Raw genomic sequence first — 17,842 nt, 5'->3', positions numbered from 1 at the left:
AAAATGAGTCAGTTACGTCCGGCAATTTTACTGTTGTTGCTGCTTACGCTTGTTACCGGCGTGGTTTATCCTTTCCTCACCACCGGGCTGGCGCAGTGGCTGTTTCCGGCCCAGGCCAATGGCTCGCTGCTGGAAGAAGATGGCGTGGCGCACGGATCCGCGCTGATTGGGCAGAACTTTACCCAGCCCGACTATTTCTGGGGCCGTCCTTCAGCCACCAGTGATAAAGCCTATAACCCGCTGGCCTCGGGAGGCAGTAATCTGGCCGCCAGCAACCCGGCGCTGGATAAAGCGGTCGCCGACCGCGTCGCTGCACTGCGTGTCGCCAATCCGCAGGCACCTGTAGCCGTGCCGGTTGAGCTGGTGACGGCTTCCGCCAGCGGGCTGGACCCGGATATTTCGCCCCAGGCTGCCCTGTGGCAGGCTCCGCGTATCGCTGCCAGCCGCAACGTGCCGGTCGCGCAGGTCGAGGCGCTGATTGAAAAGATGACGCATCGTCCGCTGATGCCCTTCCTCGGCACGCCGACCCTCAACGTGCTGCAGCTGAACATGGCCCTCAACGAACGGTAATGGTGTTAAGGAAGCGATGAACCACGACGAACCCCAGCGTCCCGATCCCGACGCGCTGCTGCAGGCTAACCGCGAAAGTCATCGCGGGCAGCTGAAGATTTACTTTGGTGCCTGTGCGGGCGTGGGCAAAACCTACGCCATGCTGCAGGAGGCACAGCGGCTGCGTGCGCAGGGTCTGGATGTGCTGATTGGCGTGGTAGAAACCCACGAACGGCCGGAAACCGCGCAGCTGCTGACAGGCTTAACCCTGCTGCCGCGGCGCGCAACCGGCCGCTCGCGTCATGCGGAGTTTGATCTTGATGCTGCGCTGGCCCGCCATCCGGCGGTGATTCTGATGGATGAGCTGGCGCACACCAACGTACAGGGCTCGCGCCATCCCAAGCGCTGGCAGGATATCGAAGAGCTGCTGGAAGCGGGCATCGACGTGCTGACCACCGTCAACGTGCAGCACCTTGAAAGCCTCAACGATGTGGTCGGCGGCGTCACCGGCATTCAGGTGCGCGAAACTGTGCCCGATCCCTTTTTCGACAGCGCTGATGAAGTGGTGCTGGTCGATCTGCCGCCCGACGATCTGCGGCAGCGGCTGAAAGAGGGCAAAGTCTACATTGGCGACCGCGCGGAACGCGCCATCGAAAACTTTTTCCGCAAAGGTAACCTGTTCGCCCTGCGTGAACTGGCCCTGCGTCGCACTGCCGATCGTGTGGACGACCAGATGCGCGCCTGGCGCGATCAGCAGGGACGGGATCGCGTCTGGCACACCCGCGACGCTATTCTGCTCTGCATTGGTGACGACAGTGGCAGTGAAAAGCTGGTGCGTACCGCTGCCCGGCTGGCGGCACGGCTCGGCAGTGAATGGCACGCGGTCTATGTCGAAACACCCCGGCTTAACCGGCTGCCCGAAGCGCGGCGACGGGCGATTCTGCGCACCTTACAGCTGGCGCAGGAGCTGGGTGCGGAAACGGCCACGCTGTCGGAACCGGATGAAGCGGAAGCGGTGCTGGGCTACGCCCGCGAGCACAACCTGGGCAAAATCGTCACCGGTCGTCGCCCGCTGCGACGCTGGCGGCGTGACAGTTTTGCCGAACGTCTGGGCCAGCTCGGCCCCGATCTCGACCTGCTGGTTGTCGCACTGGATGAGCCGCTGAAAGATGCGCCGCATCCGCTGCCGGATGGCCGCGTGACCAGTGAAAAATGGCGCATTCAGCTGCGCGGCGTGATGATGGCGCTGGTGCTCTGCATCGTCGTCACCGCAGCCGGACAGTCGGTACTGATCAATTTCGATCCTGCCAACTGTGTGATGATCTACCTGCTGGCGGTGGTGATCGTGGCGCTGCGCTATGGCCGCTGGCCGTCGGTGATTGCCACGGTGATGAATATCGTCGCCTTCGACCTCTTTTTTGTGGCCCCCACCGGCACGGTGGCGGTCTCCGACCTGCAATATCTGGTGACCTTTGGCGTAATGCTGGCGGTGGGCGTCATTGTCGGCAACCTTACGGCAGGCGTGCGTTATCAGGCGCGGGTGGCGCGCTACCGCGAGCAGCGGGCGCGGCAGCTCTACGAGATGGCAAAATCGCTGGGCAGCGCGCTGACGCCGCAGGATATCGCCGCCACCAGCCAGCGGGTGCTCGACGCCACTTTGCAGGCGCGCTGCCTGCTGTTGCTGCCGGATGAGCAGGGTGAGCTGCAACCGGTGGGCGAGGCGTTACCGGCCAGCGAACCGGATCGCGCCATCGCGAAATGGAGTTACAGCAAAGGCCAGCCTGCGGGCGCGGGCACCGATACCTTACCGGCGGTGCCCTATCAGATCCTGCCGCTGAAAAGCGGTGCACACTGTCGGGGTCTGCTGGTGGTGGAGCCGCAGAACCTGCGTCAGCTGATGATCCCCGAACAGCAGCGGCTGGTGGAAACCTTTACGGTACTGATTGCCAATGCGCTGGAGCGAATGGCGCTGTCGCACAGCGAGGCGGCATCCCGGCTCTCGGCCGAGCGTGAACAGCTGCGCAATGCGCTGCTCTCGGCGCTGTCCCACGACCTGCGCACCCCGCTGACCGTGCTGTTTGGTCAGGCGGAAATGCTGATGCTCGACCTGGCCAGCGACAACTCAAAATATGTGCCGCAGGCCAGCCAGATCCGTGAGCAGACGCTGAGCACCATCCGGCTGGTGAGCAACATGCTGGATATGGCACGCATTCAGTCGGGCGGCCTTAACCTGCGGGAAGAGTGGCTGGCGCTGGAAGAGGTGATCGGCGGCGCGCTGAGCAGCATGGCACCGTCGCTGAAAGGGCATGAGGTTCAGCTCGATCTGCCGGATGACATCGTGCTGATTAAAGGCGACAGCACGCTGCTGGAACGCGTCTTCACCAACCTGATTGAGAACAGCCTGAAGTATGCCGGTAACAGCGCGCCGCGTGGCATCCGCGCCTGGCGTGCTGCAACACGGCTGGAGATTGCGGTGTGGGACAGCGGACCGGGCATTGCCGAGGACGATTTAACCCGGATATTCGATAAGTTCTGGCGCGGTGATAAAGAGTCGGCGGTGCCGGGTGTCGGGCTGGGTCTGGCAATCTGTAAAACCATTATCGAGAGCCACGGTGGCCAGATCTGGGCAGAGAACCGACCCGAAGGCGGCGCTGCATTTCGTCTCTCACTGCCGCTGCCGCCGGTCCCTGAAATTTCTGACGAAGGGCTGAAATAACTTCACAGTGGATCGGTTATACTTCCGGACCTGTTTGATTATTCGTGGGATTGTATGGAACGTTTTACCGAAAACCTGATGTATGCATCGCGCTGGTTGCTGGCTCCGGTTTACATTGGACTTTCGCTGGGATTGCTGGCGCTGACCATTAAATTTTTCCAGGAAATTTTCCACCTGCTGCCCAACATTTTCAGCATTGCGGAAAACGATCTGATCCTGCTGCTGCTGTCGCTGGTGGATATGACGCTGGTGGGCGGCCTGCTGGTGATGGTGATGCTGTCGGGTTATGAGAACTTCATCTCCAAGCTTGATATCGACGAAGACAAAGAGAAGCTGAGCTGGCTGGGCAAGATGGACTCCGGCTCGCTGAAAAACAAAGTCGCGGCTTCTATCGTGGCCATCTCCTCGATTCACCTGCTGCGGGTGTTTATGGAAGCGCGCAACGTCGAAAACGACAAGCTGATGTGGTACGTGATTATCCACCTGACCTTTGTGCTCTCGGCCTTTGTGATGGGCTGGCTGGACAAAATGTCGCGCTACGATAAAAAGTAATTTATCACCTGGCGACCCGCTGACGCGGGCGCCTGCTTTATCCCTTCCGCTCTGCTTCCCCTGAACGACCTGCCGGCTGCGACGCCGGGCGCGTGCCCGCCAGCTGTGGCATCACCTCTTTGATCATGGCAAAAAAGTGTTGCAGCCTGGCCGGGTAGTAACTCGCCCAGGGATAGGTCAGCCATACCGGCAGCGGCGGGGCCTGCCAGGCGGGCATCAGCTGAACCAGACTGCCATCCGCTAAGTCCTCCTGCACCGCCCACGAGGAGACAATCGCCGCGCCCATCCCGGCCAGCGCCGCTTTGCGCACTGCATATAAGCTGTCGCTGCTCAGCCGGGGCGTAATCGCCAGGTTCACTGGCTGGCCGTCGTCAATCTTCTGCAACGCCACTTCATTACGGTAAAAGCTGGTCAGCGCCAGCCAGGGCAGATCGCGCAGCTGTGCCACACGTTCAATAGGCGGATGCTGCGCCAGCAGGTGCGGGGCCGCCACCACAATGCGCGGCACTTCGGCCAGCAGAATCGCCACGACCGAAGGATCGGTGGGCGCACCGACCTGAATGGCGCAGTCGACGTTCTCCGCCATGAAGTCGGGCGTGCGGTCATTCAGCATCCACTCGATATTGAGGCGGGGATAGCGGTGCAGATAGTCCACCAGCGGCGCGATCAGCTGATCCTGACCAAAGGCGTGCGGCGCACGAACCCGCAGCGTACCGACCGGGTCATCGCTGGCACCGGTCAGCTCATCTTCCAGCGCATGCCAGGTCGCCAGCAACTGCCGTGCCTGGGCGTAGCAGCGTTCGCCATCATCGGTGAGTTTCAGCGCATGGGTGGTGCGCAGGATTAGCTTGAGGCCCAGCCGCTGCTCCAGGGTCTGCAATCGGCGGCTGACGGTGGGCTGTGTCGTGCCAAGCTGGGCTGCTGCTGCGGACAGGCTGCCGCTCTCAACGATACGGATAAATGTCTGCATCAGGTCGATGCGATCGCTGCTGTTGGGATTGTTCATACGCGCCACGCATAACGGTTTTGTCTGGTATCAGTCTACCGCGTATAACCATAATGCGCTTTAATGGCTGCACGAAATGATGAGGATTACAGCATGTCAGCCATACAGACTCAGACGCAAAATGAATCGCTCTCTACGCCGCTGGTGTTTACCCTGGCGGCCGGAGCCGGGCTCAGCGTTGCATCGATTTACTACAGCCAGCCGATGCTGGATATCATCAGTAAGCAGTTTAATGCAGGCATCGGCGCAGTTGGCATGGTGCCGATGCTGACTCAGGCGGGCTATGCGCTGGGTATTCTGCTGCTGGCCCCGCTGGGGGATCGTCATGACCGCCGCACCATTATCTTTATCAAAGGCTTACTGCTGGTCGCGGCGCTGCTGCTGTGTGGCTTTTCCGGTGGACTCAGCGCGCTGCTGGTTGCCAGTTTTATTACCGGCCTGACCGCCACCGTGGCGCAGGATATTGTGCCCGCGTCGGCGACGCTGGCCCCGGAACGCAGCCGGGGTAAAACGGTCGGCACGGTGATGACCGGACTGCTGGTCGGCATCCTCCTGTCGCGGGTAGTCAGCGGGGTGGTGGCGGAATATTTCGGCTGGCGCACCATGTACATGATCGCCGCACTGGCGGTACTGCTGATTACGCTGACGCTGTGGCGGGTGTTGCCACGCTTCGCGCCGGGCACCTCAGTGAGCTATCCGCGCCTGTTGCTGTCACTGGTGCATCTGTGGCGTCACCATCAGACGCTGCGCCGCGCCGCGCTGGCTCAGGGTCTGCTGTCGGTCGCCTTCAGCGCCTTCTGGTCGACGCTGGCGTTAATGCTCAGCGACCGCTTTCATCTCGACAGTGCGGTGGCTGGGGCGTTTGGTTTAGCCGGTGCAGCAGGCGCTATGGCAGCACCGCTAGCGGGCAGTTTTGCTGACCGCATCGGCCCGGCACGCGTCACGCAGGCCGGTGCCGCGCTGGTGACGATCTCTTTTGCGCTGATGTTTCTGCTGCCACTGCTGCCCATGCCCGCACAGCTGGCGCTGATTGTGGTCTGTACCATCGGCTTTGATTTAGGGGTGCAGGCCACGCTGGTGGCGCATCAGACGCTGGTCTATGGCCTGGCACCGGAAGCACGCAGTCGCCTGAATGCATTGCTGTTTACTGTGGTGTTTATCGGTATGGCGACCGGTGCGGCGCTGGGCAGTCTGGCGCTGGCTCACTGGGGCTGGAATGGCGTCGTTGCGCTCGCCACTTTAGCCGGTGCCGCGGCTCTCGCGGTCCGCTTCGCCAGTCGTCACCTGAAAAACTGACGCCTCGCCCGTCAAAAAATGTGCCAGGCTTATTCATAAACCCGAAATATTGTGGAGTGTTATGAACTTTTTAGCCTGGACAGCAGCGACGGGCGGCCTTCTGCTGCTGATGTCGCTGGCTTCCGGTTGGATTCACCGGGGGCCAGTCACCTCATTTGGTCTGTTCCTGATCGCGGGCATGCTGTGCGGCCCGTGGGGATTTGATGTTATCCACCTCGATATCGTCACCCATTCCGAAGCCGTGGCCCATATCACCGAAATCACCATGGCGGCCTCGCTGTTTATCACCGGTCTCAAGCTGCGTCAGCCGCTGCAGAACAACTGCTGGCACACCGGGCTGAAACTGGCGTTTCCCGCCATGCTGCTTACCGTTGCCGCGATGACCCTGCTGGCACACTTCCTGGTGGGATTAGACTGGCCGATTGCGCTGGCGTTTGGGGCGATTGTCGCGCCGACCGATCCGGTGCTGGCGAGCTTAATCTCGGTCAACGATGCGCAGGATGATGACTCGCTGCGGGTGGCGATCTCCAGTGAAGCGGGCATGAACGATGGCTCCGCATTACCCCTGCTGATGCTGGCGCTGCTGCTGTTTAATGGCGAGAGCCTGAGTGGCGCGATGCTGGCGCACTGGGGCGCGGTCGAGGTGCTCTGGGCGATTGGCGGCGGTCTGATCATTGGCTTTGTTCTGGGGCAATTAATCGGCATGCTGGCGACCCGACTGCGCAATGCGAATGGCGACGTTGCGCCCAATGATTTCCTGGCGCTGGCGCTGATAGCCCTCAGTTATTCGCTGGTGGAGTACCTGGGTGCCTCCGGCTTCCTGGCCGCCTTCGCCGCCGGACTGGGGTTACGCCGTGCCGAACTGGGTGTGTTCCATCGTCATCAGCCGGAAGACCTCTCTGACGATGAGCGCGTATTGCCCTCTGAGGCGCTGGTGAATCCTAACAAACGCCTGGCCCATCAGGGCGGCAATAATATGGTGAAGTCGATTGGGTTTGTAGTAGGCGACGCGCTCTCTTTTGGCGATACTATTGAACGTTTACTGGCGGCTGGCATGATGGTCGTACTGGGCGTCACACTGGCGCAGCACTGGAACATCTATGGCGTGCTGATTGGGCTGGTACTGTTTGCCGTAGTACGACCGATGGCCGTCTGGCTGGTGACGCTGCGCGCCGGACTGCCGCTCGGGCAGCGCTTGCTGATTGGCTGGCTGGGCATCCGGGGAATTGGCAGCCTGAACTACATCGCCTATGCCTGGACGCACGGCATGCAAGGCCCGCAGATGGAAATCATGACGAATATAGCGTTAACGCTGGTGGTCTGCAGCGTGGTGGTTCACGGCACCACCGTGACGCCGCTGCTGAACTGGCGTCAGAAGCGCCTCGAAGCCCTTCAGCGCAAGGTTTAACCTGAACGAACAGGAGTTAAAAATGAAAGTCACTCAGATAGTGCTGCTAAGCCTCCTTGCCTCCGGCAGCGCGCTGGCAGCGGACGACGCTGATACTGAGCAGAATGTTTACGCCAGTCAGTTGTGCCACATTGTCAGCGGCGAGAAAAAGGTCGCGAGTGCGGATCAATATGTTGAACAGATGAAATCGTCAGTCGCGAGCAGTCAGTCATCATCGGCGATGAATCAGCCGGAATTTGATGAAGAGTCCGCGCGTGAAGTGGCCAGTGCCTGGCTGCAACTTGGCGATGATGAGCGGGCCAAACTGCGCGTCAACGAACAGCAGTGTGAACAGGCCGTGATGGCGCAGTTCCAGCAGGAAGATTAACCATACGGAATGAAATAAAAACGCGCCTGCCCGGCGCGTTTTTTTATGGCTTTCCTGGGGCTATTGCGTACATAATCGCCACCCATGGCACCAGACTTGCATCTGTTACTTCTTCTGTAGCCTGCCGCAACGGCTTGCTCATTACTCTGGCATCACACAACAGGCATTATGATTACGCGTCGACGCTTTATTCTCGGCACGGGAGCGCTCGGGCTCTCCATGACCACCGGCAAATTATTTGCCCGCGATGACATTATTCCCCTCTGGCCGGACGATCCGCCCGGCGGCGGCGGCCCATCCGGCCAGTTGCATATTAACAGCAGTGGTTCCTGGTCAAATATCGTCAGCCCGGCGATTCAGCGGTTTAAACCAGAAAATCCGAATGGCGAAGCGGTATTAATCGCCGCAGGCGGCGGGTATCGCTGGATCGGCATGGCGCGTGAAGCCTGGCCGGTAGCGCGCTGGCTGAATGCCAGTGGCTATACTGCCTATGTGCTCAGCTATCGGTTGCCGCATGAGAAGTGGCAGGCGGGTCGGCTGGCGCCACTGCAGGATGCGCAGCGCGCCATCCGGCTGGTGCGATCTTTCGAACGCAAGGTGCATGTGCTGGGTTTCTCGGCAGGCGGACATCTGCTGGGGCTGGCGGCGGCGCGGCCAGACTTTGAATCTTATCCGGCCATCGATCCGCTGGATGAAGTGGTGCCGAAAGTCGACAGCGTCGGCCTGATCTATCCGGTCATTACCCTGGAAGCGCCTTATCAGCACACCAATACGCATCTGATGATGGTAGGTAAAAATGCCACGCCGCAGGATGAGGCGAACTGGTCAGTGCAGAACTATGTGACCCGGCAATATCCGCCGACGTTTCTGGCGCAGGCCGAGGACGATCACACCTCCAATCCGTTTAACACCGAGCTGATGCGCGACACCTGTCGCCGCAACCGCGTGCCGGTTGAGCTGATTCAGATCAGCAAAGGCGGACACGGATTTGGCCTCGGCAAGGCGGGTACGCCCGCAGCGTTGTGGGATCAGGCGTATGTCCGCTGGCTGGATCGCGTAAGCTGAAGTGCACTGACGCAGTGCTATGCTGCACGGTCAGAAAGCGGAAGTGGATGCGGCATAAAAAAACAGGCGACCTTAAGGTCGCCTGTTCTGTTTCTGAAGCCCGGTGCGGATTAACGCATTGTCACAAATTCTTCCGCCGCGGTCGGGTGGATGGCCACGGTGTTATCGAAGTCTTTCTTGGTCGCGCCCATCTTCAGCGCCACGGCGAAGCCCTGCAGCATCTCATCCATACCGGATCCGATGCCGTGAATGCCGACGATCTTCTCATCGGCACCCACACAAACCAGCTTCATGCGGCACGGCTGACGATGCTGGGTGACCGCGGTGTACATGGCGGTAAACGACGATTTATAGACCTTCACCTGATCGTCGCCATACTGTTCGCGCGCCTGCGGCTCGGTCAGTCCTACAGTGCCAATCGGCGGATGGCTGAACACCACGGTCGGGACGTTGCTGTAATCCAGATGCTCGTCCGGCTTGTTGTTAAACAGACGCTCAGAGAGACGACGTCCTGCGGCAACCGCAACCGGCGTCAGCTCAACCGCACCGGTGTTGTCGCCCACGGCGTAAACGCCTGAGACATTGGTGTTCTGGAATTTATCGACGCTGATATAGCCTTTCTCGTTCAGCGCCACGCCTGCGGCCTGAATATTGAGATTGTCCGTTTCAGGCTCACGGCCAATCGCCCAGACCAGGCAATCCACGGTGTAGTCGCTGCCATTTTCCAGCTGCAGCGTCAGGCTGCCATCGCTGTTTTTAACTACAGCCTTAGGAATGGCTTCGGTGTGCAGCGCCGGACCTTCGGTCTTCATTACTTCGACCAGCGTCTCGGTGAGCAGCGGGTCGAAGCTGCGCAGCGGCGCGTGTTTACGCACGAACAGGTGGGTTTCTGAACCCAGCGCGTTCACCACGCCCGCCAGCTCAACCGCGATATAGCCCGCGCCGACAACCGCGGTGCGTTTTGGCAGCGCGTCCAGCTCGAAGAAGCCGTCGGAATCAATGCCGTACTCCGCACCCGGAATAGAAGGGTGAACCGGACGACCGCCAGTGGCGATCAGAATGTGGTTAGCCGTAATAATCTCGCCGTTCACTTCAACGCTGTGCGCATCGACAAAGCGGGCAAAGCCTTTGATCACTTCAACTTTGTTTTTACCCAGCACGTTGTCATAAGAGCTGTGGATGCGATCGATATAGGCGCTGCGGTTTTTGACCAGCGTGGCCCAGTCAAAGCGGTTTACGGTGGTGTCGAAGCCATAATCCGGGCCATAAAGATGGATAGCTTCGGCGATTTGCGCGGCGTGCCACATGATTTTCTTCGGCACGCAACCCACGTTCACGCAGGTGCCACCCAGCTCTTTTGCTTCAATCAGGGCGCATTTCTGGCCATACATAGCTGCACGGTTAATCGAGGCGATGCCGCCGCTGCCGCCGCCAATGGCGAGATAGTCGAAATGTCGGGTCATTGAAGTATCCATCCGGTTGCATAAAAAATTGGGGTTGAGTGTAACGCTGCGAGTCGAAATGACGCAAAGTTTGCGCCTATGATTGTAATAGGGTTCTGTTTTTCACTCGCTTACAGGGAAGCATACCATGCACCTTACTTTTCTTGGCACCGGCGGCGGTGCTCCCAGCCTGCAACGTAACGTGACCTCCATTGCTTTTACCCGCGCGCTGAGTGGTGAAACCTGGCTGTTCGACTGCGGGGAGGGCACGCAGTTACAGTTTATGCGCTCCAGCCTGAAACCGGGCAAGCTGGATAAGATTTTTATCACCCATCTGCATGGCGATCATATCTTCGGCCTGCCGGGCTTACTTACCAGCCGGTCGATGGCCGGACTGACCTCACCCATGACGGTTTATGGCCCCAGAGGATTGAAGACCTTTGTTGAGACGGCGCTGTCGATCAGCGGTTCCTACACCGATTACCCGCTGAACATTGTTGAGATTGAGGCGGGCTGGACGCTGGATGACGGTGAGTTTCGTATCAGTGCCTGGCCGCTGAGCCATCCGGTGGAGTGTTTTGGCTATCGCATTGAACAGCATGACAAACCCGGCCTGCTGGATGCCGAGCGGCTGAAAGCCGAAGGCGTGCCCCGCGGCCCGTGGTTCCAGCAGCTGAAGCAGGGGGAATGTGTGACGCTGGAAGATGGGCGGGTAATTAACGGCGCTGACTACCTTGGCCCGGCGACACCCGGTAAAAAGCTGGCCATCTTTGGCGATACGGCTCCCACGGAGGTTGCGCTGCAGCTGGCGGCGGAGGTTGACCTGATGGTGCATGAAACCACGCTGGAGGCGGCGATGGTGGAGAAAGCCAACGGGCGCGGGCACTCCACAACCCTGCAGGCGGCGGAGGTGGCAAAGCGCGCCGGGGCAAAGCGGATGATCGCCACCCATTTCAGCTCCCGCTATCTGGCAAAGGACATGAGCCGCCTGCTGGCGGAGTGCCAGACCATTTTCCCCCGCACCGAGCTGGCCTCGGACCTGGCGGTGTTTACGGTTTAGTGATGCAGCGCCGGATAAGTAAACAGCAGCAGATGAGTGAGGTTAAGCGCGAAGTGCAGGGCGGCTGCCAGCCATAAGCGGCCGCTCCAGTGCCACGCCAGACCATAAAGCAGCCCGGCCAGCGTCGCGAAAACTACCAGCAGTACGCCGCCGGTTGCATGCGCCAGCCCGAACAGCAGCGTGCTAATCAGCAGCGCGGGCAACCCACCCAGCTTCTCGCTCAGCCGCTGTTGCAGATAGCCCCGGAACAGCGCCTCTTCGGCCAGCGAGACAAAGAACAGATTCGCCAGCATAAACGCGGGCAGCCAGGGCGGAAAATGAGGCTCCACGGCCAGACCGCCCAGCAGCACGGCGCTACCCAGCAGCAGCGGCACGGCGGCGATCAATGCCAGCACAGCGATCCACGGATAACGTGGTGGACAGGCCCGGGCGCGGAACAGCGTCGGCAGGCAGGCCAGTAGTACAAAGGGGATCAGCGCTTTATCGAAGTTGAAGGAGAAACTGAACGGCAGGCTCTGTACGCCCACCTTAACCTCATCGACCACGAGGGGATTGTGAAAGCCGGGAAAAAGATGGAGGAACAATCCCAGCGAAATCAGCACCAGCAGCGCTTCACTCAGAATGTGCTGCCGGGAACGGATTGGGTCAAAGCGGCGCAGCGCGACCAGTGCCGCGATCCCGGCCAGCAGCGGCAGCACTGGCCATGTCAGGACGTCGTGATAAAACCCCAGCAGCGCAGCGAGCGCTAACAGCAGTAGCGCCAGCCGCCGGGCGGGTTGCAGCGCGCCCAGCGCGCCTGCCAGCAGAATCCACATAATCGGTTATTCAGGAACGATCTGGTTCACCACGAAGTGACCGGTACCGGCCGGAACCAGTTTTTTGTGCAGCCATGGCAGCAGGGTATTCATCTGATCGGCCAGCTTCCACGGCGGGTTAATCACGATCATGCCGGAGGCGGTCATGCCGCGCTGATCGCTGTCCGGACGGGCAGCCAGTTCGATCTGCAGGATATTGCGGATGCCGGTTGCTTCCAGGTCGCGCAGCATGTGTTTGATCTGCTGACGTAACACCACCGGATACCACAGCGCAAAGACGCCGGTGCCAAACCGTTTATGACCTTCCTGAATGCCTTTCACCACTGCCTGGTAGTCGCTTTTCATCTCATAAGGCGGGTCGATCAGCACCAGACCGCGACGCGACGGCGGTGGCAGTTTCGATTTTAACTGCTGATAACCGTCGGCACGGTCGACGCGCGCGCGGTTGTCTTTGCTGAACTCGTTGCGCAGCAGCGGATAGTCGCTGGAGTGCAGCTCGGTGAGTTGCAGCCGGTCATCTTCACGCAGCAGATGACGGGCAATCAGCGGTGAACCCGGATAGTAGCGCAGAGAAGGGCCACGATTCAGCGCACCGATGGCGTCAAAATAGGGTTGCAGCAGTTCCGGTGCATCGGGCTGTTGCCAGATACGCGCGATGCCTTCCAGATATTCACCGGTACGCTCGGCGTGCTCGCCGCTCAGCTGGTAGCGGCCTGCGCCCGCATGGGTATCCAGGTAGAAAAACGGTTTCTCTTTCTCTTTCAGCGCCGTGATGATCAGGCTCAGAACAGTGTGCTTCAGCACGTCGGCGTGGTTGCCCGCATGGAAGCTATGGCGATAACTCAGCATTGTTTATCCTGTTGAATGTATAAGGTTTTAATTGATGGAAAATCAATTTATACCAATTATTACCTCACGTATTACCTACAGAACGACGCACAGCAACCGACGCAGGAAAAGCATGAGAATCCGCGATTATATCAGGGATGGCCTGGCGATGGGCCAGAAGCGTGATAACAAATCGGGATTACAGGGCGCGGCATCCTGTTGCAGGCATGCAGGTACGGAAAGCTGCCCGACGCGCTCATCGCAATCGCAGCCATAGTTTAAAAGCAGCGGGCTTTCGGGTAGCCATTCGCGCGTTTCTTCCCCACCTCATCCTGACCCCCATTGATTTTCACTACACTAAGCCGCATGTTACTTAGATTGCGTTGCGCGACCCGCTGCGCCCCATACATCGATAAAGGACTGCGCTATGACCAATCCGCTACTGACATCTTTTACGCTCCCCCCTTTTTCTGCTATCCAGCCTGAACATGTTGTTCCTGCCGTGACGGAAGTGCTGAGCCAATGCCGCGCAGAAGTCGAAAAAGTGGTGGCGCAGGGTGCGCCGTACACCTGGGATAACTTGGTTCAGCCGCTGGCGGAAACCGACGATCGCCTGAGCCGTATTTTCTCCCCGGTCAGCCATCTTAATTCGGTAAAAAACAGCCCGGAGCTGCGTGAAGCCTATGAGCAGACGCTGCCGCTGCTCTCTGAATACAGCACCTGGGTCGGTCAGCATGAAGGGCTGTATCAGGCGTATCGCAACCTGAAAGAGGGCGATCAATACGCGGCACTGGATCTGGCGCAGAAGAAAGCGGTCGATAACGCCCTGCGTGATTTCGAACTCTCTGGAATCGGCCTGCCAAAGGATAAACAGCAGCGCTATGGCGAAATCGCCGCGCGCCTCTCTGAGCTGGGTTCGGCTTACAGCAACAACGTGCTCGATGCGACCATGGGCTGGAGCAAGCTGATCACCGATGAAAGCGAGCTGGCCGGTATGCCGGAAAGCGCGCTGGCGGCGGCGAAAGCTCAGGCTGAAGCCAAAGAGCAGGAAGGCTGGCTGCTGACGCTGGATATTCCAAGCTATCTGCCGGTCATGACCTACTGCGATAACGCGGCGCTGCGCGAAGAGATGTATCGCGCCTATGCGACGCGTGCTTCCGATCAGGGTCCGAACGCCGGTAAATGGGACAACGGTCCTATCATGGCGGAAGAGCTGGCGCTGCGTCACGAGCTGGCTCAGCTGCTGGGCTTCGACTCCTACGCGGATAAATCGCTGGCGACCAAAATGGCGCAAAGCCCGTCTCAGGTGATCGACTTCCTGAATGACCTGGCTGAACGCGCCCGTCCGCAGGGTGAAAAAGAGCTGGAGCAGCTGCGCGCCTTCGCGCAGAAAGAGCATGGCGTTGAGCAGCTGAATCCATGGGATCTCACTTATTATGGTGAAAAGCAGAAGCAGCATCTCTACACCATCAGCGATGAGCAGCTGCGTCCTTACTTCCCGGAAGAGCGCGCGGTCGCCGGTCTGTTCGAAGTGGTGAAACGCATTTACGGTATCACTGCGAAGCAGCGTACCGACGTTGAGGTTTATCATCCTGACGTGAAGTTCTTCGATTTGTTCGATGAAACCGGTGAACTGCGCGGCAGCTTCTATCTCGACCTCTACGCCCGCGAGCACAAACGTGGCGGTGCCTGGATGGATGACTGCGTGGGCCAGATGCGTAAAGCCGATGGCAGCCTGCAGAAGCCCGTTGCTTACCTGACCTGTAACTTTAACCGTCCGGTGAAAGGCAAACCTGCGCTGTTCACCCATGACGAAGTGATTACCCTGTTCCATGAGTTTGGTCACGGCCTGCACCACATGCTGACCCGCATCGAAGCGCCTGGCGTTTCCGGTATCAGCGGTGTGCCATGGGATGCGGTCGAACTGCCAAGCCAGTTCATGGAAAACTGGTGCTGGGAACCGGATGCGCTGGCCTTTATCTCCGGTCACTTTGAGACCGGCGAACCGCTGCCGAAAGAACTGCTGGATAAAATGCTGGCGGCGAAAAACTATCAGGCCGCGCTGTTTATCCTGCGTCAGCTGGAGTTCGGCCTGTTCGATTTCCGTCTGCATACCGAGTTTAATCCGGAGAAAGGCGCACAGATTCTGGAAACCCTGCGCGAAGTGAAAAGCCGCGTAGCAGTCGTTCCGAGTCCGGAATGGGGCCGTTTCCCGCACGCCTTCAGCCACATCTTTGCCGGTGGCTATGCAGCAGGTTACTACAGCTATCTTTGGGCGGACGTGCTGGCGGCGGATGCTTACTCCCGCTTCGAGGAAGAGGGCATCTTTAACCGTGAAACTGGTCAGTCGTTCCTGGATAACATCCTGACGCGTGGCGGTTCTGAAGAGCCGATGGAGCTGTTCAAACGCTTCCGTGGCCGTGAGCCACAGCTCGATGCGATGCTGGAACATTACGGCATTCAGGGATAAGTCGGTTCGTGAAAATCTGTTTGCTCGATGAATCAGGCGCCGGAGACGGCGCCTTATCACGTTTAGCGCAGCGCTGGCAGCTGGAGCACGACGAAGACGCGCTGCTGGCGCTGGTGCAGACGCCGACGCACCTTGAGCTGCGCAAGCGTGATGAGCCAAAGCTGGGCGGTATTTTTGTTGATTTCGTCACCGGGGCAATGGCGCATCGCCGTCGCTTCGGCGGTGGACGTGGCGAAGCTGTCGCCAAAGCGGTTGGCATTAAAGGCGGCTATCTGCCGGATGTGGTGGATGCGACGGCCGGACTTGGACGTGATGCGTTTGTGCTGGCGGCGCTCGGCTGCCGGGTGCGGATGCTGGAACGCCATCCTGTCGTGGCTGCGCTGCTGGAAGATGGCCTGCAGCGCGGTTATCAGGATGCGGAAATTGGCCCCTGGCTGCGCGACCGCCTGACGCTGATTCATGCAGCCAGTGCGCAGGCGCTGGGCGAGATTACGCCGCAGCCGGATGTGGTCTATCTTGATCCGATGTATCCCCATCGCCAGAAAAGTGCGCTGGTAAAAAAGGAGATGCGGGTCTTTCAGTCGCTGGTAGGGCCGGATGAAGATGCCGATGCGCTACTGGAACCGGCCCGGCGGCTGGCGAAGAAACGGATTGTGGTCAAACGGCCAGACTATGCACCGCCGCTGGCGGGTATCGTGACGCAGGCGGCTGTGGTGACGAAAAGCCATCGCTTTGATATTTATACGCCGCTGGTCAGTACGCTTTAGACGAATGACGATCTGAAGCGATTGCTTCAGGCCATAATAATTTTCCTGCTGCTTATCTCCGTATGCCTGGTCTGAAAGTGACCCGGCATAATATTTTTGCTAAATAAAAAAGCCTGCCTGAAATACTATCAGGCAGGCTTTAATTATCCGCACGGGCGTTGTCGCGTTAATGCGGTGTTACTGATTCGGTCAGGCGGCTAATTTAGTCAGGAAGCCTGAAAATGCGTTCAAAAAGCTTTTGGCGAAGTTCAGACCAATGGCTTTGTAGGTCAGACCTAGAGTCTGACCCAGATCAGTGCTTTCCTTGATTGATGCGACGGTGGTGTCGTATAAACCTGATACTTCAGTCAGTGCGGTATTAACCTCACCCAGAAATTCAGTCAGGCCCGCGCCGCTAACGGCAGCAATTTCTGTCTGATTAATCTCTCTCATTTTTAATATCCTTATTGGTTTTTTTAAATAATGGGAATCATTATTCTGCTTTACCCGTTGCCTGCGCAGCAGATAAGCCAGCGAAAGATAACGGATGAATTAAGCTTTTCCTATAGTAAGATTTTGATAAATTACGCTTTGCTATTAATAAAGTTTCTATCATTAGCGACTGGATGAATGAGCAATGTAATGATGGCTTTGAATTTATGTATAGGACTGTAGTTACAGTGCTAAAAGGAGGTAATATAAAAGGAGATTAGAAATGATAAAGCAGCATATATTGAGTTTTGTGTAAAGTCAGGCTGGTGGATATGTTTATAAATAAAAAGAAATTCAGGTGGCGTGGTCCGGGAATAAGGAACTTAAATCGCGAGCCAGAATAAAGAGTAAATATATTCAGCCCGATAAAAAGCCGGCTTACACCGGCTTTAATAACAGCGGTTACTCTTCGTCTTCATCGCGCAGCGGCACAATCAGCATGTCGATATGCACGGTATTGATCAACTGACGAGCTGAAGACATCAGCTTGCTCCAGAAATCCTGATGATGACCGCACACCACCAGGTCAACGTCATATTTTTTGATCGCATCAACCAGCACCTGGCCGAGGTCGCCACTGCCGCTCAGCGTCTCGCTGATCGGATAGCCCGCGGCATCTGATAACCCTTTCAGTGCCGTATGCGTCTCTTCAGAGATGCGCTTCTGCATATCCCCTAAGTTGACATCAATCAGGCCGGTGTAGAGGTCGGAGTAATTCACATCAACGTGAATCAGGGAAATTCTGGCATCGTACGGGCGAGCCAGCGAGACGGCCTTATCCACCAGTAACTGACTTTCGGGAGAAAGGTCTACTGCAATCAGGATGTGTTTATAAGCCATGATAAAACTCCTTTCACGAGATTAAGGATGGCATCCGGTGTTCCTGCCGCGTCACAGCTTAGCGAAATCCTTTGCGCGAGCGGGCGATGAGCGCCACCAAAGTGTCTACCTGCGTTGCAGGTGATGATGTTGTTATGTTCTGAGTATAGCCTTCTCTCACTGCAAATGCTGCCGTTGCCGCCTGGCTTAT

At 58.3% G+C, this 17,842-nt stretch carries 16 protein-coding genes; 10 read left to right on the top strand and 6 right to left on the bottom strand.

What is annotated here, in order from left to right:
• Positions 1-3: 3 nt before the first annotated feature.
• From kdpC to IBT54_RS11705, 3 genes are read left to right on the top strand one after another with little or no spacing between them, the layout of a single operon-like run.
• Entirely contained in the window at positions 4-570 is a 567-nt protein-coding gene (gene kdpC / locus IBT54_RS11715; protein ID WP_201252192.1) for a potassium-transporting ATPase subunit KdpC, read from the top strand.
• 16 nt (positions 571-586) lie between these two features.
• Entirely contained in the window at positions 587-3,265 is a 2,679-nt protein-coding gene (gene kdpD / locus IBT54_RS11710; protein WP_095706541.1) for a two-component system sensor histidine kinase KdpD, read from the top strand.
• 54 nt (positions 3,266-3,319) lie between these two features.
• Entirely contained in the window at positions 3,320-3,817 is a 498-nt protein-coding gene (locus tag IBT54_RS11705) for a TIGR00645 family protein (RefSeq protein WP_003852093.1), read from the top strand.
• Between the two features lie 37 nt (positions 3,818-3,854).
• Here the strand turns inward: IBT54_RS11705 and IBT54_RS11700 are convergent, their stop codons facing one another.
• Positions 3,855-4,823 carry a LysR family transcriptional regulator gene (locus IBT54_RS11700; protein WP_013359398.1) on the bottom strand — a complete coding sequence of 323 codons (969 nt, stop codon included), beginning with the start codon at positions 4,821-4,823 and terminating at the stop codon, positions 3,855-3,857.
• A 93-nt stretch (positions 4,824-4,916) separates the two neighbouring features.
• Between IBT54_RS11700 and IBT54_RS11695 the strand changes: the two genes are divergently transcribed.
• From IBT54_RS11695 to IBT54_RS11680, 4 genes are all read left to right on the top strand, one after another.
• Positions 4,917-6,119, top strand: coding sequence for an MFS transporter (locus IBT54_RS11695; protein ID WP_013359397.1), 1,203 nt, complete (start codon positions 4,917-4,919; stop codon positions 6,117-6,119).
• A gap of 61 nt (positions 6,120-6,180) precedes the next feature.
• On the top strand, positions 6,181-7,527 hold the full coding sequence (locus IBT54_RS11690) for a sodium:proton antiporter (RefSeq protein WP_201252191.1): 1,347 nt from the start codon (positions 6,181-6,183) through the stop codon (positions 7,525-7,527).
• Between the two features lie 22 nt (positions 7,528-7,549).
• Positions 7,550-7,894 carry a hypothetical protein gene (locus tag IBT54_RS11685; RefSeq protein ID WP_013359395.1) on the top strand — a complete coding sequence of 115 codons (345 nt, stop codon included), beginning with the start codon at positions 7,550-7,552 and terminating at the stop codon, positions 7,892-7,894.
• A 168-nt stretch (positions 7,895-8,062) separates the two neighbouring features.
• The gene (locus tag IBT54_RS11680) at positions 8,063-8,959 is read left to right on the top strand and encodes an alpha/beta hydrolase (protein ID WP_013359394.1); all 897 of its coding nucleotides are present in this window, start codon (positions 8,063-8,065) and stop codon (positions 8,957-8,959) included.
• Positions 8,960-9,069: 110 nt separating this feature from the next.
• On the opposite strand, the gene gorA is transcribed toward IBT54_RS11680, so the two are convergent.
• Entirely contained in the window at positions 9,070-10,422 is a 1,353-nt protein-coding gene (gene gorA, locus IBT54_RS11675) for a glutathione-disulfide reductase (protein ID WP_201252190.1), read from the bottom strand.
• Positions 10,423-10,549: 127 nt separating this feature from the next.
• Between gorA and rnz the strand changes: the two genes are divergently transcribed.
• Complete coding sequence (rnz, locus tag IBT54_RS11670) at positions 10,550-11,461, top strand: ribonuclease Z (RefSeq protein WP_013359392.1); 912 nt, start codon at positions 10,550-10,552, stop codon at positions 11,459-11,461.
• On the opposite strand, the gene IBT54_RS11665 is transcribed toward rnz, so the two are convergent.
• On the bottom strand, positions 11,458-12,276 hold the full coding sequence (locus tag IBT54_RS11665) for a CPBP family intramembrane glutamic endopeptidase (RefSeq protein WP_201252189.1): 819 nt from the start codon (positions 12,274-12,276) through the stop codon (positions 11,458-11,460). The two genes, rnz and IBT54_RS11665, sit on opposite strands and share 4 nt — an antisense overlap.
• 6 nt (positions 12,277-12,282) lie before the next feature.
• Entirely contained in the window at positions 12,283-13,125 is an 843-nt protein-coding gene (locus IBT54_RS11660; protein ID WP_095706545.1) for a 23S rRNA (adenine(2030)-N(6))-methyltransferase RlmJ, read from the bottom strand.
• A gap of 406 nt (positions 13,126-13,531) precedes the next feature.
• On the opposite strand from IBT54_RS11660, the gene prlC reads away from it, so the two are divergent.
• Positions 13,532-15,574 (top strand): oligopeptidase A, encoded by a 2,043-nt coding sequence (prlC, locus tag IBT54_RS11655; RefSeq protein WP_013359389.1) that lies wholly within the window; start codon positions 13,532-13,534, stop codon positions 15,572-15,574.
• A gap of 8 nt (positions 15,575-15,582) precedes the next feature.
• Complete coding sequence (rsmJ, locus tag IBT54_RS11650) at positions 15,583-16,341, top strand: 16S rRNA (guanine(1516)-N(2))-methyltransferase RsmJ (RefSeq protein ID WP_147789623.1); 759 nt, start codon at positions 15,583-15,585, stop codon at positions 16,339-16,341.
• Positions 16,342-16,530: 189 nt separating this feature from the next.
• Here the strand turns inward: rsmJ and IBT54_RS11645 are convergent, their stop codons facing one another.
• Both IBT54_RS11645 and uspA read right to left on the bottom strand, forming a co-directional pair.
• On the bottom strand, positions 16,531-16,773 hold the full coding sequence (locus tag IBT54_RS11645; RefSeq protein WP_147789622.1) for a hypothetical protein: 243 nt from the start codon (positions 16,771-16,773) through the stop codon (positions 16,531-16,533).
• 441 nt (positions 16,774-17,214) lie between these two features.
• The gene (gene uspA / locus IBT54_RS11640; RefSeq protein WP_147789621.1) at positions 17,215-17,652 is read right to left on the bottom strand and encodes a universal stress protein UspA; all 438 of its coding nucleotides are present in this window, start codon (positions 17,650-17,652) and stop codon (positions 17,215-17,217) included.
• Positions 17,653-17,842 lie beyond the last annotated feature (190 nt).

It is taken from the genome of Pantoea sp. S62 (assembly GCF_016658625.1).
Taxonomy (GTDB): domain Bacteria; phylum Pseudomonadota; class Gammaproteobacteria; order Enterobacterales; family Enterobacteriaceae; genus Pantoea; species Pantoea vagans.
This window is presented reverse-complemented; position numbering and strand designations above follow the sequence as displayed.

Bases quoted from the DNA above. Each gene is read 5' to 3' on its own strand.
- IBT54_RS11685 (WP_013359395.1), top strand. From the start codon at position 7,550: ATGAAAGTCACTCAGATAGTGCTGCTAAGCCTCCTTGCCTCCGGCAGC.
- IBT54_RS11695 (WP_013359397.1), top strand. From the start codon at position 4,917: ATGTCAGCCATACAGACTCAGACGCAAAATGAATCGCTCTCTACGCCG.
- kdpD (WP_095706541.1), top strand. From the start codon at position 587: ATGAACCACGACGAACCCCAGCGTCCCGATCCCGACGCGCTGCTGCAG.
- gorA (WP_201252190.1), bottom strand. From the start codon at position 10,422: ATGACCCGACATTTCGACTATCTCGCCATTGGCGGCGGCAGCGGCGGC.
- IBT54_RS11705 (WP_003852093.1), top strand. From the start codon at position 3,320: ATGGAACGTTTTACCGAAAACCTGATGTATGCATCGCGCTGGTTGCTG.
- IBT54_RS11665 (WP_201252189.1), bottom strand. From the start codon at position 12,276: ATGTGGATTCTGCTGGCAGGCGCGCTGGGCGCGCTGCAACCCGCCCGG.
- IBT54_RS11680 (WP_013359394.1), top strand. From the start codon at position 8,063: ATGATTACGCGTCGACGCTTTATTCTCGGCACGGGAGCGCTCGGGCTC.
- IBT54_RS11645 (WP_147789622.1), bottom strand. From the start codon at position 16,773: ATGAGAGAGATTAATCAGACAGAAATTGCTGCCGTTAGCGGCGCGGGC.
- uspA (WP_147789621.1), bottom strand. From the start codon at position 17,652: ATGGCTTATAAACACATCCTGATTGCAGTAGACCTTTCTCCCGAAAGT.
- prlC (WP_013359389.1), top strand. From the start codon at position 13,532: ATGACCAATCCGCTACTGACATCTTTTACGCTCCCCCCTTTTTCTGCT.
- IBT54_RS11690 (WP_201252191.1), top strand. From the start codon at position 6,181: ATGAACTTTTTAGCCTGGACAGCAGCGACGGGCGGCCTTCTGCTGCTG.
- IBT54_RS11660 (WP_095706545.1), bottom strand. From the start codon at position 13,125: ATGCTGAGTTATCGCCATAGCTTCCATGCGGGCAACCACGCCGACGTG.
- kdpC (WP_201252192.1), top strand. From the start codon at position 4: ATGAGTCAGTTACGTCCGGCAATTTTACTGTTGTTGCTGCTTACGCTT.
- rnz (WP_013359392.1), top strand. From the start codon at position 10,550: ATGCACCTTACTTTTCTTGGCACCGGCGGCGGTGCTCCCAGCCTGCAA.
- IBT54_RS11700 (WP_013359398.1), bottom strand. From the start codon at position 4,823: ATGAACAATCCCAACAGCAGCGATCGCATCGACCTGATGCAGACATTT.